Origin of the sequence: Streptococcus infantis, assembly GCF_019929665.1 — a bacterium.
Lineage (GTDB): Bacteria > Bacillota > Bacilli > Lactobacillales > Streptococcaceae > Streptococcus > Streptococcus infantis_H.
The window spans coordinates 61871-77572 of the sequence record NZ_JAHZPZ010000002.1 but is presented as its reverse complement, the minus strand read 5'-3'; the positions used below and the strand labels follow the sequence as shown (position 1 = coordinate 77572).

The window sequence follows — 15702 nt, the reverse complement described above, 5'->3', positions numbered from 1 at the left end:
CTATGGGGAAATATGATTTTACGACTTTGCCCAATCGTTTTGGACATCATACCTACAAATGGAAAGAAGCAGAGACTGATCGTCAAGTATTGCCGGCCTGGATTGCTGATATGGACTTTGAAGTCTTACCTGAGATTCGTCAGACTGTCCATGACTATGCTGAGCAATTAGTCTATGGTTATACCTATGCGAGTGATGGATTGATTGAAGCCGTTCAAAACTGGGAGGAAAAACACCATAGTTATCGCTTTGAAAAGGATGCTCTAGTCTTTATCGAAGGGGTAGTGCCAGCTATTTCAACAGCCATTCAAGCCTTTACCAAAGAAGGTGAAGCGGTTCTGATTAACACACCGGTTTATCCTCCTTTTGCTCGAAGTATTAAGCTCAATAATCGTAGACTAATCACCAACTCTCTAGTAGAAAAAGACGGACTTTTTGAGATTGACTTTGATCAATTGGAGAAAGACTTTGTCGAAGAAGATGTGAAACTCTACGTTCTCTGCAATCCTCATAATCCTGGTGGACGCGTTTGGGAAAAGGAAGTCTTAGAGAAGATTGGACAACTTTGTCAAAAACATGGAGTCTTGCTGGTTTCTGATGAGATTCACCAAGATTTAGCTCTATTTGGAAACAAGCACCAGTCATTCAATACGGTAAATGAAGATTTTAAAGAATTTTCACTGATTTTAAGCAGTGCTACCAAGACCTTTAACATTGCTGGGACGAAGAATTCCTACGCTATTATCGAAAATCCTAAGTTGAGACTTGCTTTCCAAAAGCGCCAGCTGGCTAATAATCAACATGAAATCTCAGGTTTGGGATATTTGGCAACAGAAGTTGCCTATCGATATGGTGAAGATTGGTTGACAGAACTCAAAGAACTGATTGAGACACACATCAATTATGTAGTGGATGTATTTGGCAAAGAAACTAAAATCAAGGTCATGAAACCTCAAGGGACCTATCTCATTTGGCTTGATTTTTCAGCATATGATATTAGCGATGAAGAGCTAAGAAAGCTTTTAAGAGACGAAGCCAAAGTTATCCTGAATAGGGGCTTGGACTTTGGTGAAGAAGGAGCCCTCCACGCTCGCTTAAATGTAGCAATGCCGACATCTATTTTGGAAGAAGTCTGCCAACGAATCATTGCCACTTTTTCAAATCTTTAAAAACTAGCCTTTTAGGAGAAAAGTCTTCCTAGAAGGCTATTTTCATAGGCGAAAATATGGTATAATTAAGAGATAAAGTAAAGGGGAAATTATGGCTAAATTGATTCCAGGAAAGCTTCGAATGGAGGGAGTGGAACTCTATGAAACTGGTCAGATTGAAATCATTAAGGAACAAGACCATCGCATCTATGCGCGTGTAGCGGAAGAAGAAATTCGTTATAGTTTAGACGATGACTTGATTTTTTGTGCATGTGATTTTTTCAAAAAAAGAGGTTACTGTGTTCATTTAGCAGCTCTAGAATATTACTTGAAAAATGATCAACTAGGACAGGAAATCTTACTCAATCTGGAGGCTAATCAGGAAGAGAAGGAAACTGTTGAGACACAGGTGACTTTCGGAGGAGAATTCTTGAAGTCTATCCAAGTTCCGCGTCAATCCAACATCTATCGGCTTTCTGCTCAAGGGCAGGTGGAAGCAGGAACCAATCGCATTATCTGGACTTTAAGAATTGGTCTTTCTCAACAAGACAAATTTTATGTGATTAGGGATATCCCTCTTTTCTTAAAAGTCATAGAGTTTTCCAAACCTTACATGATAGGAAAGCATTATGAGACTTCATTAAGACTTGAACAATTTGATAAAGCCAGTCAAGAAGTTTTGAATTTTTTACTTGGATTAGTTGAGGAGAAAACAGACAATTCTATTTTTTTCCCAAATCAAGGACGACATCTCTATTTCCCTAAAACCTTTTTTGAGCAGGGGGCTAGTCTACTGATGGGATTAGAAGCCTTTCAGTTTGACCACCAACTTTCGAGTTATCATCGTCTTCTCTTCCAAGACTTTGATGGCCAAGCAAGTTTGTTTTCATTTAGAATTGAAGAAAAATCCAACTATTTTGAATCCAACTATTTTGAAATGGAAATTTTCGAACAGACAGGGCTTAATTTCTTTTACAGAGGACAAGTATTATTCTACAAGGGGAATTTTTTCCTGATGACGAAAAAACAGGCTAGTTTATTAGATGCGCTTAGAAAAGTTCCTTTAGACAATGGTGGTAGAAAGATCTTACAGTTTGATACTCGTGATCGAGACCTTTTAGCTTCGACCTTGTCACAGTTTAAATGCCTAGGAAAAGTAGAAGCTCCTGATTCACTACAAATCCAATCCTTCCGTCCGTCTTTTTATATGGAACGAGAAGAGGATGGTTCTATTCGATTAGATATGCAATTTCAATATGAAACTTGCCTAGTAACCAATCGTAATGAACTAGAGAACCTCCCTTTTGCTAATGATATTCAATTGGAAAAACAGATTTTTCAGTTGGCTTTATCTGCGGGGTTTGAAGCGGATTTTCGTTCGTGGCGTCAAAGTTTGAAAGCTGAAGCAGTCCATACATTCTTTCAGGAAGTATTACCAGCCTTTTCAGCGCTAGGAGAATTAAAGATTTCTGAGAGTATGCAAGATCTTTATCAGATTCAAAAACCTCAAGTTCAGATATCATCCAAGGGAAGTCTTTTAGAAATTCAATTTGATTTTCAGGATATTGATCAAGAAGAAATCAATCGAGCAATGAAAGCTCTCGTTGCCAAGCAGGACTATTATATTAGCTCGTCTGATCAGGTCTATTATTTTGATGAACAGACAAAACGTATTCGACAAGATTTAGAGGAATTAGGAATTGATGAGATAGAGAGTACTGCTTTCCAGGCTCGCAAGTCTTTGGCTTATACCTTATCTCATCTGTTTAAGGACAAGGATCAAGTTACTTTTACTGATGAATTTCGTCATTTGGCGCATCATTTAACGCATCCAGAGGATTTTCCGATGAAGTCCCTAGATATTCGAGTCCAACTCAGGGATTATCAGAAAAAAGGGATTCAATGGCTTCAGATGTTAGACCATTATGGATTTGGTGGAATTTTAGCTGATGATATGGGACTTGGAAAAACCTTACAAGCCATCGCTTTTTTAAGTAGCCAACTTCAGGAGAATAGCCGTGTCTTGATTCTTGCTCCATCTGGTCTCATCTATAATTGGGCTGATGAATTTAAAAAATTTGCACCGAATTTGGATGTGGCTGTCGTACATGGATTGAAACCTTATCGTGAGACTATTTTAGCAGAAAAACATCAGGTCTATGTGACCAGTTATGCCACTTTCCGTCAGGATAGTGAAATCTATCGAAATTTATCTTTTGATTTTCTATTTCTAGATGAAGCCCAAGTGATGAAAAATGCCCAAACCAAAATTGCTAAGATTTTGAGAAAGTTTGTGGTTCCATCAGTTTTTGCTCTTTCCGGAACACCAATTGAAAATAATCTAGGGGAATTATGGTCTATCTTTCAGATTGTATTGCCAGGACTTTTGCCAGCAAAAAAAGACTTTATGAAATTGCCTGCTGAGAGAGTGGCACAGTTTATCAAACCATTTGTCATGCGTCGAAAAAAAGAGGATGTTCTTACAGAGTTACCTGATCTGATAGAAGTCGTTTATAAAAATGAACTGGAGGACCAGCAAAAAGCTATCTATCTAGCTCAACTTCAACAGATGCAAGAGCGCTTGGGACAAGTGACCGATGCAGAATTTCAACGAAATCGAGTTGAAATTTTAACAGGACTCATGCGTCTTCGCCAGATTTGTGATACTCCAGCTCTATTTATGGAAGATTATAAGGGAGATAGCGGGAAGCTTGATAGTTTACGAGATCTGTTAGGTCAAATTGCTGAGGGAAATCATCGTGTACTCATCTTCTCTCAATTTAGGGGAATGCTTGATCGCATCGAAAAGGAGTTGCCTCAGCTTGGCTTAACTTCCTTTAAGATTACTGGCTCTACACCATCACAGGAGCGTCAAGAAATGACCAAGGCTTTTAACCAAGGTGAGCGCGATGTATTTTTGATTTCTCTAAAAGCTGGTGGAGTTGGTCTCAACCTTACTGGTGCGGATACAGTTATTCTGGTAGATTTATGGTGGAATCCGGCAGTTGAATCACAGGCTATTGGCCGGGCCCACCGTATGGGACAAGACCAAGCTGTTGAGGTTTATCGTCTAGTAACTAGAGGCACAATCGAGGAGAAGATTCAAGAGTTGCAGGAAGAGAAAAAGAATCTGGTCTCAGAAGTATTGGATGGAACAGAGTCTCGTGGAAGTCTCACACTTACTGAAATTCAAGAAATATTAGGAATTTCTGAAGCCAAGACTTGAAAAATCAAGACTTTACGTTATAATGGAGTATTGAAAGGGAATAAAAATGAAACAAGTACGATTTCCAATAGTGTCAGATGATGAGATTATGCTGACAGAGATGCCATTTATGGATTTATATGATGAGTCGGATCTCATTAGTAATATCAAGGGAGATTACCAGGACAAAAACTACTTGGAATGGTCACCAATTACTACCGAAAAAAAGCCACTGGTTCAAGCATCAGATAAGCTACCTGAAAAGAAGGAAAAATCCTATGCTGAACTTGCTCGTGAAGAAGCAAGAGCCGATCTAAAACGGAAACGTTCAGCAAAATATTTGACTCAAGATGTTAGTTTTACGAAACGTTATAAACCTTCAAATAATGTAGTAAGACAGGCAAATCAGCCAACAGCTCCTTTCCAAAAGGAAAATCCTGGGGAGCTAGCAAAATTTAGTGACAAACTAACTCAGAACCATTATATTTTGGCTGAAATGGCTCCTCAGATGCAACAGACAAGCAAAGAAGAGCATCTTGGACCAAAGAAAAATAATTATGATTTTTTAAAGAAAAGCCAAATTTATAACAAAAAAGAAAATCAATCAGAAAAAGAACGTAAAATTGCTCAAGAGTTGAACTTGACAAATATGACAGAGTAAAGGGGAAAAAGATGGCAAAAACCTATCATTTTATCGGAATTAAAGGATCAGGAATGAGTGCCTTGGCTTTGATGTTGCACCAAATGGGGCACAAGGTCCAAGGATCTGATGTGGAAAAATATTACTTTACACAACGTGGGCTAGAGCAAGCAGGGATTAAAATTTTACCTTTCGATGAGAAAAATCTTCAAGGGGATTTAGAAATCATAGCTGGGAATGCCTTTCGTCCAGACAACAATGTTGAAATTGCCTATGCAGACAAGAATGGGCTAAGCTATAAACGTTATCATGAGTTTCTTGGTAGCTTTATGCGTGACTTTATCAGCATGGGTGTTGCCGGAGCACACGGTAAGACTTCAACAACAGGTATGCTTTCTCACGTTTTGTCCCACATCACTGATACTAGCTATCTAATTGGAGATGGTACAGGTCGTGGTTCTGAAAATGCCAAGTATTTTGTCTTCGAATCAGACGAGTACGAACGTCATTTCATGCCATATCACCCAGAGTACTCTATTATTACGAATATCGACTTTGACCATCCTGACTATTTCACAAGCTTAGAGGATGTCTTCAACGCCTTCAATGATTATGCTAAACAAATCACCAAAGGTTTGTTTGTCTACGGTGAAGATGCTGAGTTGCGTAAGATTACGGCAAATGCTCCAATCTATTATTACGGTTTTGAAGCAGACAACAATGACTTTGTAGCTAGCGATTTGCTTCGTTCTACAACAGGTTCAACCTTTACAGTTCACTTCCGTGGTCAAGAGTTGGGTCAATTCCACATTCCAACTTTCGGTCGCCATAATATCATGAATGCCACAGCAGTAATTGGTTTGCTTTATACTGCTGGCTTTGACTTGGATTTGGTACGTGAACACTTGAATACTTTTGGAGGAGTTAAGCGTCGCTTTACAGAAAAGATTGTTAACGATACAGTCATTATCGATGATTTTGCGCATCACCCAACTGAAATCATTGCAACTCTAGATGCTGCACGTCAAAAATACCCAAGCAAGGAAATCGTTGCTATTTTCCAACCGCATACTTTTACTCGTACAATTGCTTTGTTGGATGATTTTGCACAAGCCTTGAATCAGGCTGATGCAGTTTACCTAGCACAAATCTATGGATCAGCTCGCGAAGTTGACCATGGTGATGTTAAGGTTGAAGATTTAGCAGCTAAGATTGATAAAAAACATCAAGTTATCACTGTTGAAAATGTGTCTCCGCTCTTAGACCATGACAATGCTGTATACGTCTTTATGGGAGCAGGTGACATTCAATCATATGAATACTCATTCGAACGTCTCTTGTCTAATTTGACAAGTAATGTTCAGTAAGGAAAACCATGGAATTTCCAATTAAAATAAAGGAAGTTCAGCAATCTGATATCGAGCAGGTTTGCTTGATACAGGAGAGTACTCAAAACTTCCAAGAAACATTTAATAGAGAAATAATAGAAGAACGTATCCGTAATTTTGCGGATACGTTTCTCTTAGCTAGTATAGATGATCAGGTGATTGCTTATATTTTAGCGACAGATTTTGCTACTTCCTCAGTAAGTAGATGGATAGTAGAGATGGCAGATGGAGAAGCTATTAGTAATGGAAATCTTGTGATTGATGCTTTATCTGTTCATCCGAATTATCAAGGGCAAGGATTTGGAACCTTGTTGCTTGCAGCCATGAAACAAGTTGCTCTTCAACAAAATAGTCCAGCTATTTATCTGCTCTGTAAAGATGAATTGCTGTCTTATTTTGAGATGAATGAATTTATAGAGCAAGGAATAGTAGACTTGGGAGTCGGAAATGAAGTTGATTTTCTCATGTGCTGGAAGAATCCCTTTTATCAGGAGGAACTATGATTATTCGACAAGCTAGACTTAATGATTTAGACCGTATTTTAGAGATTGAACTAGAAAATTTTTCTATTGAAGAAGCCATACCTCGATCTGTCTTTGAAGCACATTTAAAGGAAATAAAAACGAGCTTTCTAGTGGCTGAAAAAGAGGGAGAGATACTTGGTTATATCGAAGGACCGGTAATCCCTCATCGTTATTTACAAGACCAGTCTTTCACTGAAGAAATAAAAGACCACAGTCATAAGGAAGGTGGTTATATTTCTGTGACTTGTCTTTCTATAGCAAAAGAAGCTCAATCTCTAGGGCTGGGGAAAAAACTCCTGACCGCATTGAAAGAAGTGGCTCTTAAGCATGAACGAGAGGGTATCAATCTGACCTGTCATGACTACCTTATTGAATACTATGAGAAGCATGGTTTTGTCAATGAAGGAAAGTCTAAGTCCCAATTTGCGGGAGAAGAATGGTATGATATGGTCTGGGAAAACAAGAATTAGTGAGTAGAAAGGCTTCTAAGGTTGCTTTTCTTTAGTTTTTAAGATATAATATTAAGGATTATCAACAAGGAGGTAAATACCTTTGAGCGAAAATTCAAATGAAGAAAAGTTGAGTTTTAAAGAGCAAATTTTGCGAGATTTAGAACGACTTAAAAAAGAGGCAAATGAAGTTGAACAAACGGATGACCTTTTTTCAACTTTAGCAAAACCTTCTGAAGCAACTTCAGAAAAAAAGGAATCAAGTATTTCGGAAGAGGAGTTGATTGCAAAATCAGTTGCAGCTGTTGATCAATTGATTGATAATGCCCCAACTGTTCCTGAGCGTCCTGTTCTTGTAGAAGAAGTTCCAGAAGAAGCTGCAGAGGAAGTACAAGAAGCAGTTCCAGAAGCAGTGCAAGAAGAAGTACAAGAAGAAATTCCAGAAGAAGTAGTTGAGTCATCTCAATCAATTCCGGAAAAAGAAGAAAATAATTCAATTCCAACTAGAGTTTCAGTTTCTTACCGTGCATTTGATACTGTTCCAGAAAAAGAAACAGTAAACCTTGCGTCACATGAGGAAGAATTGGCAAGTCAAGAAGCTACTGAAGAAGCAGAACTTCCTAGAAGAAGTCGGAGAGAGACTGTGAAACCAGCCAAGAAAAAGAAAAAATTCCGCTTAAAAGGATTTTTAGTAACAGTTTTGGTATTATTGATTCTAATTGGTGCTGGTGGTTTCTTTGGCCTTCGCTATGCTGAATCAGCTCTACAACCAGTAGATCCAAGTTCTAAACAATATATGTCAGTTCAGATTCCAGATGGTGCTAATACTCAAGAAATTGGCTCAGTTTTGGAAAAATCTGGTGTTATTAAAAACGGTTTGGTCTTTACACTTTATGCCAAGTATAAAAACTACACTGGATTGAAGTCTGGTTATTACAACTTGCAAAAGAGTATGAGCGTTGAAGATGTCATTAAAGAGTTGCAAAAGGGTGGTACACCTGAACCTCAGGAAGTTACTCTTGCAGACTTGACTATTCCTGAAGGCTATACTTTGGAACAGATTGCTCAGACAGTTGGCCAACTTCAAGGCGACTTTAAGGAACCTTTGACAGCGGAATCATTCTTGGCTAAGGCCCAAGATGAGACCTTTATTGCTCAAGAGGTTGCCAAATATCCAAACTTACTTGAAAGCTTACCAGCAAAAGATAGTGGTGTTCGTTACCGTTTGGAAGGTTATCTTTTCCCTGCGACTTATACGATCAAAGAAAGTACAACTGTTGAAAGTTTAATTGATTCAATGCTTGCAGCTATGGATAAGAACCTTTCTTCACACTATGCTGCTATCAAAGAAAAGAACTTAACCGTAAATGAGCTCTTAACAATTGCGTCACTTGTTGAGAAAGAAGGAGCAAAAACAGAAGATCGTAAGCTGATTGCAGGAATCTTCTATAACCGCTTAAACATCGGTATGCCACTTCAAAGTAATATTGCTATCCTTTACGCAGAAGGCAAACTTGGTCAAAACATCAGTCTCTCTGATGATGCAGCCATTAATACATCTATTGATTCACCATATAATGTCTATACAAAAGTAGGTCTAATGCCTGGACCAGTTGATAGCCCAAGCTTGGATGCTATTGAATCAAGTATCAATCAGACAAAGAGTGAATATCTCTATTTTGTAGCCAATGTTCAAGATGGTAAAGTTTACTATGCAACAACATTGGAAGAACATGATCGTAATGTTCAAGAACATATCAATAGTAAATTACCTCAATCAAATAGCACAAACTAAAATTATGTGGTTTTCCACATAATTTTGCTTTAAGAAAGTAAAAAGTTAGTTAAACAATCAAAAGAAAGTTGAGAAAAATGGTAGAAAAAACTTATCCAATGACCTTGGAAGAAAAGGAAAAACTCGAAAAAGAATTAGAAGAATTGAAACTAGTACGTCGTCCAGAAGTTGTAGAACGTATCAAAATTGCACGTTCATACGGTGATTTGTCAGAGAACAGTGAGTATGAAGCAGCTAAGGACGAGCAAGCCTTCGTTGAAGGACAAATCTCAAGTCTAGAGACTAAGATTCGTTATGCAGAAATCGTTAACAGCGATGCAGTTGCTCAGGATGAGGTTGCTATTGGTCGAACTGTAACTATTCAAGAAATTGGCGAAGAAGATGAAGAAGTATACATCATCGTTGGTTCAGCTGGAGCAGATGCCTTTGCAGGAAAAGTATCAAATGAAAGCCCAATTGGTCAGGCATTGATTGGTAAGAAAAAAGGTGATGTTGTTACAATCGAAACACCTGCTGGAAGCTATGATGTTAAAATCTTAAAAGTTGAAAAAACCGTTTAATAGGATAAAAAAGAAGGAGTAGATTTAGGGAAAGCGTTTCCTATCACTCCTTTTCTTAATTCTAAAAATTAAGGAGACTATATGAATTCAGAAAAAAAGCACAAAAAGAAAAGTAAAATGGAACGTGGCCTAACCAATCGCCATGTTCAGGTTATGGCCATTGCAGGAACGATTGGTACGGGATTATTTCTTGGGGCTGGTCGGTCTATTAGTTTAACAGGACCCTCGATTGTTTTGGTCTATATGATTACAGGTGGCTTCATGTATCTCATGATGCGTGCTATTGGAGAAATGTTGTACCAAGACCCGGAGCAACACACCTTTATCAATTTTATTACTCGCTATCTTGGAAAGGGCTGGGGATATTTCTCGGTTTGGTCTTATTGGTTATCAGTAGTCTTTATTGGTATGGCTGAGATTACAGCTATTGCTCACTATGTTCAGTTTTGGTTTCCGTCTTGGCCATCTTGGTTGATTCAGGTTGTCTTTTTAACAATTTTAGGATTGGTCAATCTGATTGCAGTTAAAATATTTGGTGAAGTGGAATTTTGGTTTGCCATGATTAAAATCGTTGCTATTCTTGCCATGATTGCGACGGGTATTTTTATGGTCTTGACCGGCTTTGAAACTCCTTATGGATCAGCAAGCCTTGTCAATATTAGTGAGCAATTCTCCCTTTTCCCAAATGGAGGAATGAACTTTGTCATGGCCTTTCAAATGGTTTTCTTTGCTTACTTGATGATTGAATTTATTGGCGTTACAACATCTGAAACCAAAGATCCTCGAAAAGTCTTGCCCAAGGCGGTTAAGGAAATTCCTTTGCGAATTATCTTCTTCTACGGTGGGGCTTTGCTTGCAATCATGTCTATTATTCCTTGGCGTGAGCTTTCTGCGACGGATTCACCATTTGTAACGGTATTTGAACTTGTTGGTCTTAAGTGGGCAGCAGCCTTGATTAACTTTGTTGTCTTGACTTCCGCTGCGTCAGCCTTGAATTCAACTCTTTACTCAACAGGTCGTCACTTGTACCAAATTGCCCATGATTCACCAAATCGTTTCTTGAAAGCTATTAAGGCAGATACACTTTCACGCCACAACGTTCCTCAGAATGCTATCATTGCTTCTGCGGTATTGATTGGTTTTGCAGCCTTCATCAATGTACTTCCTGGCGTATCAGATGCCTTTGCTTTGATTACGGCTTCTTCATCAGGTGTTTATATCGCTATCTACATCTTAATCATGGTGGCCCATCTTAAGTATCGCAAGTCAAAAGACTTTATGGCAGATGGCTATCTCATGCCCCAATATCGCTTGCTAAATCCTCTGACTATGCTCTTCTTCATCTTTGTATTCGGAACTCTCTTTTTACAAGAATCAACAGTAATGGGAGCCAAAGGTTCAGCTATCTGGATTGTTGCTTTTGGTATTTATAGCCAATGGAAATTTAGAAAATAAGTTATAAGCTCATCAACTCAGGTTGATGAGCTTTCTAGTTTGACAGCTCTTGGTAATAAGACTATAATCAAGCTATAAGTATCTTTGAGGAGGTTTGGATGCAGATAAGATTGGAAAATACAGAGTCTCAGAAATCGCAAATAATAGGAGACTTGATTCGCTCCTATAATCGTTCCAAAAGAGAAGTTGCTGAAAGTGAGCCACTAAACCTTTATGTCGAAGATGAACATGGTGAAATCATGGCTGGTTTAGTAGCAGAGACTTTCGGGAATTGGTTAGAAATTGAGTATTTGTTTGTGAAGGAGGACTTGCGAGGACAAGGAATCGGCTCCCAACTATTACAGCAAGCAGAAAGTGAAGCTAAAAAGAGAAACTGTCGCTTTGCTTTTGTGAATACCTATCAGTTTCAAGCGCCAGCCTTTTATCAAAAGCAGGGCTACAAGGAAGTCTTTATCTTAAAAGACTATCCCTACACTGGACAAAGACATTATTATCAAAAAGATTTGTAAACATAGAACTCTCTATCATGTAAGTGGTAGAGTTTTTTTGTAAAAAAAATCTCACAAAATGACAGATATATATTGCATTATGTAAAATATATGATATAATAAAGTTGAAAAAAGAAGCGCGACTTTTAAAATTAAGGAGGAGGTTACAAGTGGCTAAGAATTTAAAATTAAAACTAGCTCGAGTAGAGCTTGATATGACACAAGGTGACTTGGCAGAAGCTGTCGGGGTTACGCGCCAGACTATCGGCTTGATAGAAGCTGGAAAGTACAATCCCTCGCTTTCGCTTTGCCAGTCTATTTGCAGATGCTTAGGGAAAACTTTAGACCAATTATTTTGGGAGGAAGAAGATGAAAAATAAATTTTATTATTATCAATTATTAGACGAAAGAGAAGAACAACTGATGAATAAAGCTAGTGCAGAGAGTTTTTATATCTCTATCGGATTGTTGTTTCTAGCTTATTTCATAGCAGTGTTAGCACCAAGCCTTTTTAATCCTAGCATGCTTCTCGCTATTATTATCATAGGGACTTTTTACTTTATCAATCGTGCTAGAAGTCTAGGTGTGACTTACTATAGTCGTTTTCATTTTACAATTTTAGGTTGCCTATTATTAACTCTAGTGATTACAGCTACCTTGATGCTACAGAACTACCAGTTCAATATCGAAATATATCAGCATAACCCTTTACATCTTAAATACATTTTTGCTTGGGTATTTACCTATATCTTTTATCTTCCTTGGGTCTTTATTGGTAACTTAGGTTTGAAAAGTTATGGTGAATGGGCTCAGAAGAAGTATGAAAAAGATATGGATGAGCTCGAGAGCATGGAATAGCTTGTTAGCTTTTTATCAATATCGAGAAAATGTGTTATAATAGTACTAATTTATGAGAAAAGAAGAAACATTTTCATCTTTTTACAAATAGGGAAGAAGGACAGTATATGTACCCAGATGACAGTTTAACATTGCACACAGATTTGTATCAGATTAATATGATGCAGGTTTACTTCGACCAAGGAATTCATAATAAGAAAGCAGTTTTTGAAGTTTATTTTCGCCAACAACCGTTTAAAAATGGTTATGCTGTTTTTGCAGGTTTGGAACGAATTGTGAACTACTTAGAAAACCTGCGCTTTTCTGATAGTGATATTGCTTATTTAGAATCACTGGGTTATCATGGTGCCTTCCTGGAATATCTCCGTCATCTCAAGTTGGAATTGACTGTACGTTCTGCTCAGGAAGGGGACTTAGTATTTGCTAATGAACCGATTGTTCAAGTGGAAGGACCTTTGGCGCAGTGTCAATTGGTTGAAACAGCTCTTTTAAATATTGTTAATTTTCAAACCTTGATTGCGACCAAGGCTGCTCGTATTCGCTCGGTCATTGAAGATGAGCCTTTGATGGAGTTCGGTACACGTCGTGCGCAAGAGATGGATGCAGCTATCTGGGGAACTCGTGCCGCTGTCATTGGTGGTGCCAATGGAACTAGTAATGTACGTGCAGGTAAGCTCTTTGGAATTCCGGTTTTAGGGACTCATGCTCATGCTTTAGTTCAAGTTTATGGCAATGATTACCAAGCTTTCAAAGCTTATGCCTCAACTCACAAAAACTGTGTCTTCCTAGTGGATACCTATGACACCCTTCGCATCGGTGTTCCAGCAGCAATTCAGGTTGCGCGTGAACTCGGTGACAAGATTAATTTCCTTGGTGTTCGTATTGACTCTGGTGATATCGCCTATATTTCTAAAAAAGTTCGTCAACAACTGGACGAGGCAGGATTTACTGATGCTAAGATTTATGCATCCAATGACCTTGATGAAAATACCATCCTTAATCTCAAGATGCAAAAAGCTAAGATTGATGTTTGGGGTGTAGGAACTAAGCTCATTACAGCCTATGACCAACCAGCTCTAGGAGCAGTTTATAAGGTTGTTGCTATTGAAGATGAAAATGGTCAGATGCACAATACTATCAAACTCTCTAGCAATGCTGAAAAAGTTTCAACTCCAGGTAAGAAACAAGTTTGGCGCATTACCAGTCGTGAAAAAGGAAAATCTGAAGGTGATTATATTACCTATGACGGCGTTGATGTGTCAAGTATGACTGAACTCAAGATGTTCCACCCAACCTATACTTACATCAAGAAAACTGTCCGTAATTTTGATGCAGTTCCTCTCTTGGTGGATATTTTCAAGGATGGAAAACTAATCTATGATTTACCGAGTCTACCTGAAATTCAAGCTTATGCTCGCAAGGAATTTGATAAGCTTTGGGATGAATACAAACGTGTTCTTAACCCACAACATTATCCAGTAGACTTAGCGCATGATATTTGGCAAGATAAGATGGACTTGATTGATAAGATGCGTAAGGCAGCTCTAGGTGAAGGAGAAGAAGAATGAGTTTGCAAGAGACCATTATCCAGCAATTAGGGGTTAAACCTGTCATCGACCCTCAAGAAGAAATCCGTCGTTCCATTGACTTTCTAAAAAGATATTTGAAGAAACATCCCTTCCTTAAAAGTTATGTATTAGGAATTTCTGGTGGTCAAGACTCGACTTTAGCTGGTCGCCTTGCTCAACTAGCTATGGAAGAAATGCGATCTGAAACCGGTGATGATTCTTATAAATTTATAGCAGTTCGCCTGCCTTATGGCATTCAAGCTGATGAGGATGATGCCCAAAAAGCCCTAGCTTTTATCCAACCAGATGTTAGTTTGGTGGTCAATATCAAGGATTCTGTAGATGCAATGGCAGTGGCAGTAGAGGCTACTGGTAGTCCAATGTCAGACTTTAATAAAGGGAATATCAAGGCTAGAAGCCGGATGATTGCCCAATATGCACTCGCAGGAGCTCATATTGGAGCAGTTATTGGTACTGACCATGCTGCGGAAAATATCACAGGTTTCTTTACCAAGTTCGGTGACGGCGGTGCAGATATTCTTCCTCTCTATCGCCTCAATAAACGTCAAGGAAAACAACTATTGAAGGAGCTTGGAGCTGATCCTACTCTCTATGAAAAAGTACCGATTGCCGATCTAGAAGAAGAAAAACCAGGTATTGCAGATGAAGTTGCACTCGGTGTAACCTACGCAGAGATTGATGACTACCTGGAAGGTAAACAAGTCAGCCCAGAAGCCCAAGCAACCATTGAAAAATGGTGGCACAAAGGCCAACACAAACGCCACCTACCAATCACCGTATTTGATACGTTTTGGGAGTAAAAAGGTCCGGGGGACCTTGAACCTCGAGTCTAGAAACAGGAGAACGAGGAAAATCGGTAACTCGAAGAGTTCGATTTCGTAGTCTCACCCCCCGCAAGCCAGACAGCTACTGCGTCATGAAATTAGAGGAAACTGTTATTTTCTCAATGTTTATGAGTAAAGTGTTTTTACCCTCTCACCTAGAAATAAGAAAGCGAAGAAGGTCCAGTGGATCTTTTTAGCTTGGGCATTCAAACAGAAAGCGAGTTACGATTATGAAACCACTAGGTACACAACCTATAGAAACTCAACGATTGATACTGAGGAGATTTGTGGAAGGTGATGCTGAAGCCATGTTTGATAATTGGGCTTCACGCTCAGAAAATCTGACTTATGTGACTTGGAATCCACACCTGAATGTCGAACAGACTAGAAATTCTATTGGCAATTGGGTAGCATCCTATGACAATCCTAACTATTACAAATGGGCCGCTTGTCTCAAAGAAAATCCTGACTATGTCATTGGAGATATTAGTCTGGTCAGTGTGGATGAAGAAAACTCTAGCTGTGAGATCGGATATATCTTAGGGATGGACTATTGGGGACGAGGACTCATGACAGAAGCCTTGAAGGCTGTTTTATCATACTGTTTGGATGAGATTAGATTTAAAGAGGTTAATGCTTGCTATGCAAGCTTAAATCCCGCCTCTGGTCGTGTGATGGAAAAGGCGGGTATGACTTTTTGGAAGACAATTCCAAATGCAGTTGAACGAAAAGGTTATATCGCTGATAAAATTTATTATCAAATCAAAAAATAAGATGGA

The 15702-nt window shown here is 38.7% G+C and carries 15 protein-coding genes; all 15 read left to right on the top strand.

Features of this window, described 5'->3' with window-relative positions:
• The first annotated feature begins 2 nt into the window (after nt 1-2).
• The 15 genes from K1I61_RS03720 to K1I61_RS03650 all read left to right on the top strand — a co-directional run bounded on the left by K1I61_RS03720 (nt 3) and on the right by K1I61_RS03650 (nt 15696).
• On the top strand, nt 3-1169 hold the full coding sequence (locus K1I61_RS03720; protein ID WP_223333288.1) for a MalY/PatB family protein: 1167 nt from the start codon (nt 3-5) through the stop codon (nt 1167-1169).
• 91 nt (nt 1170-1260) lie between these two features.
• Nucleotides 1261-4374 carry a pilus expression-regulating Snf2 family helicase gene (locus K1I61_RS03715; protein WP_223333287.1) on the top strand — a complete coding sequence of 1038 codons (3114 nt, stop codon included), beginning with the start codon at nt 1261-1263 and terminating at the stop codon, nt 4372-4374.
• Nucleotides 4375-4420: 46 nt separating this feature from the next.
• A complete protein-coding gene (zapJ, locus tag K1I61_RS03710) occupies nt 4421-5014 on the top strand; it encodes a divisome accessory protein ZapJ (protein ID WP_006151855.1) in 594 nt (197 codons plus the stop codon).
• A gap of 11 nt (nt 5015-5025) precedes the next feature.
• Nucleotides 5026-6360 carry a UDP-N-acetylmuramate--L-alanine ligase gene (murC, locus tag K1I61_RS03705; RefSeq protein WP_006151975.1) on the top strand — a complete coding sequence of 445 codons (1335 nt, stop codon included), beginning with the start codon at nt 5026-5028 and terminating at the stop codon, nt 6358-6360.
• Nucleotides 6361-6368: 8 nt separating this feature from the next.
• Nucleotides 6369-6884, top strand: a complete 516-nt coding sequence (locus tag K1I61_RS03700) for a GNAT family N-acetyltransferase (RefSeq protein ID WP_223333286.1) — start codon at nt 6369-6371, stop codon at nt 6882-6884.
• Nucleotides 6881-7375 (top strand): GNAT family N-acetyltransferase, encoded by a 495-nt coding sequence (locus tag K1I61_RS03695; RefSeq protein ID WP_223333285.1) that lies wholly within the window; start codon nt 6881-6883, stop codon nt 7373-7375. Before K1I61_RS03700 ends, K1I61_RS03695 begins: the two co-directional genes overlap by 4 nt.
• Nucleotides 7376-7457: 82 nt before the next feature.
• A complete protein-coding gene (gene mltG, locus K1I61_RS03690; protein ID WP_223333284.1) occupies nt 7458-9149 on the top strand; it encodes an endolytic transglycosylase MltG in 1692 nt (563 codons plus the stop codon).
• Nucleotides 9150-9226: 77 nt separating this feature from the next.
• Nucleotides 9227-9709 (top strand): transcription elongation factor GreA, encoded by a 483-nt coding sequence (greA, locus tag K1I61_RS03685; RefSeq protein ID WP_223333283.1) that lies wholly within the window; start codon nt 9227-9229, stop codon nt 9707-9709.
• A gap of 81 nt (nt 9710-9790) precedes the next feature.
• The gene (locus K1I61_RS03680; RefSeq protein ID WP_049495672.1) at nt 9791-11164 is read left to right on the top strand and encodes an amino acid permease; all 1374 of its coding nucleotides are present in this window, start codon (nt 9791-9793) and stop codon (nt 11162-11164) included.
• A 98-nt stretch (nt 11165-11262) separates the two neighbouring features.
• Nucleotides 11263-11673 (top strand): GNAT family N-acetyltransferase, encoded by a 411-nt coding sequence (locus K1I61_RS03675; protein WP_223333277.1) that lies wholly within the window; start codon nt 11263-11265, stop codon nt 11671-11673.
• A 149-nt stretch (nt 11674-11822) separates the two neighbouring features.
• On the top strand, nt 11823-12032 hold the full coding sequence (locus K1I61_RS03670; RefSeq protein ID WP_001107501.1) for a helix-turn-helix transcriptional regulator: 210 nt from the start codon (nt 11823-11825) through the stop codon (nt 12030-12032).
• Nucleotides 12022-12510: a DUF6773 family protein gene (locus K1I61_RS03665; protein WP_223333275.1), complete on the top strand. Its 489-nt coding sequence runs from the start codon at nt 12022-12024 to the stop codon at nt 12508-12510. Before K1I61_RS03670 ends, K1I61_RS03665 begins: the two co-directional genes overlap by 11 nt.
• 107 nt (nt 12511-12617) lie before the next feature.
• Complete coding sequence (locus tag K1I61_RS03660; RefSeq protein ID WP_223333274.1) at nt 12618-14078, top strand: nicotinate phosphoribosyltransferase; 1461 nt, start codon at nt 12618-12620, stop codon at nt 14076-14078.
• Complete coding sequence (gene nadE, locus K1I61_RS03655; protein ID WP_223333273.1) at nt 14075-14899, top strand: ammonia-dependent NAD(+) synthetase; 825 nt, start codon at nt 14075-14077, stop codon at nt 14897-14899. The genes K1I61_RS03660 and nadE overlap by 4 nt, the downstream gene beginning before the upstream one ends.
• A gap of 254 nt (nt 14900-15153) precedes the next feature.
• Nucleotides 15154-15696, top strand: coding sequence for a GNAT family N-acetyltransferase (locus tag K1I61_RS03650; protein WP_223333266.1), 543 nt, complete (start codon nt 15154-15156; stop codon nt 15694-15696).
• The last annotated feature ends 6 nt before the right edge of the window (nt 15697-15702 follow it).

What these genes read in the sequence shown, in the direction of transcription:
- K1I61_RS03720 (WP_223333288.1), top strand. Translation starts at nt 3, where the DNA reads ATGGGGAAATATGATTTTACGACTTTGCCCAATCGTTTTGGACATCAT.
- K1I61_RS03715 (WP_223333287.1), top strand. Translation starts at nt 1,261, where the DNA reads ATGGCTAAATTGATTCCAGGAAAGCTTCGAATGGAGGGAGTGGAACTC.
- zapJ (WP_006151855.1), top strand. Translation starts at nt 4,421, where the DNA reads ATGAAACAAGTACGATTTCCAATAGTGTCAGATGATGAGATTATGCTG.
- murC (WP_006151975.1), top strand. Translation starts at nt 5,026, where the DNA reads ATGGCAAAAACCTATCATTTTATCGGAATTAAAGGATCAGGAATGAGT.
- K1I61_RS03700 (WP_223333286.1), top strand. Translation starts at nt 6,369, where the DNA reads ATGGAATTTCCAATTAAAATAAAGGAAGTTCAGCAATCTGATATCGAG.
- K1I61_RS03695 (WP_223333285.1), top strand. Translation starts at nt 6,881, where the DNA reads ATGATTATTCGACAAGCTAGACTTAATGATTTAGACCGTATTTTAGAG.
- greA (WP_223333283.1), top strand. Translation starts at nt 9,227, where the DNA reads ATGGTAGAAAAAACTTATCCAATGACCTTGGAAGAAAAGGAAAAACTC.
- K1I61_RS03680 (WP_049495672.1), top strand. Translation starts at nt 9,791, where the DNA reads ATGAATTCAGAAAAAAAGCACAAAAAGAAAAGTAAAATGGAACGTGGC.
- K1I61_RS03675 (WP_223333277.1), top strand. Translation starts at nt 11,263, where the DNA reads ATGCAGATAAGATTGGAAAATACAGAGTCTCAGAAATCGCAAATAATA.
- K1I61_RS03665 (WP_223333275.1), top strand. Translation starts at nt 12,022, where the DNA reads ATGAAAAATAAATTTTATTATTATCAATTATTAGACGAAAGAGAAGAA.
- K1I61_RS03660 (WP_223333274.1), top strand. Translation starts at nt 12,618, where the DNA reads ATGTACCCAGATGACAGTTTAACATTGCACACAGATTTGTATCAGATT.
- nadE (WP_223333273.1), top strand. Translation starts at nt 14,075, where the DNA reads ATGAGTTTGCAAGAGACCATTATCCAGCAATTAGGGGTTAAACCTGTC.
- K1I61_RS03650 (WP_223333266.1), top strand. Translation starts at nt 15,154, where the DNA reads ATGAAACCACTAGGTACACAACCTATAGAAACTCAACGATTGATACTG.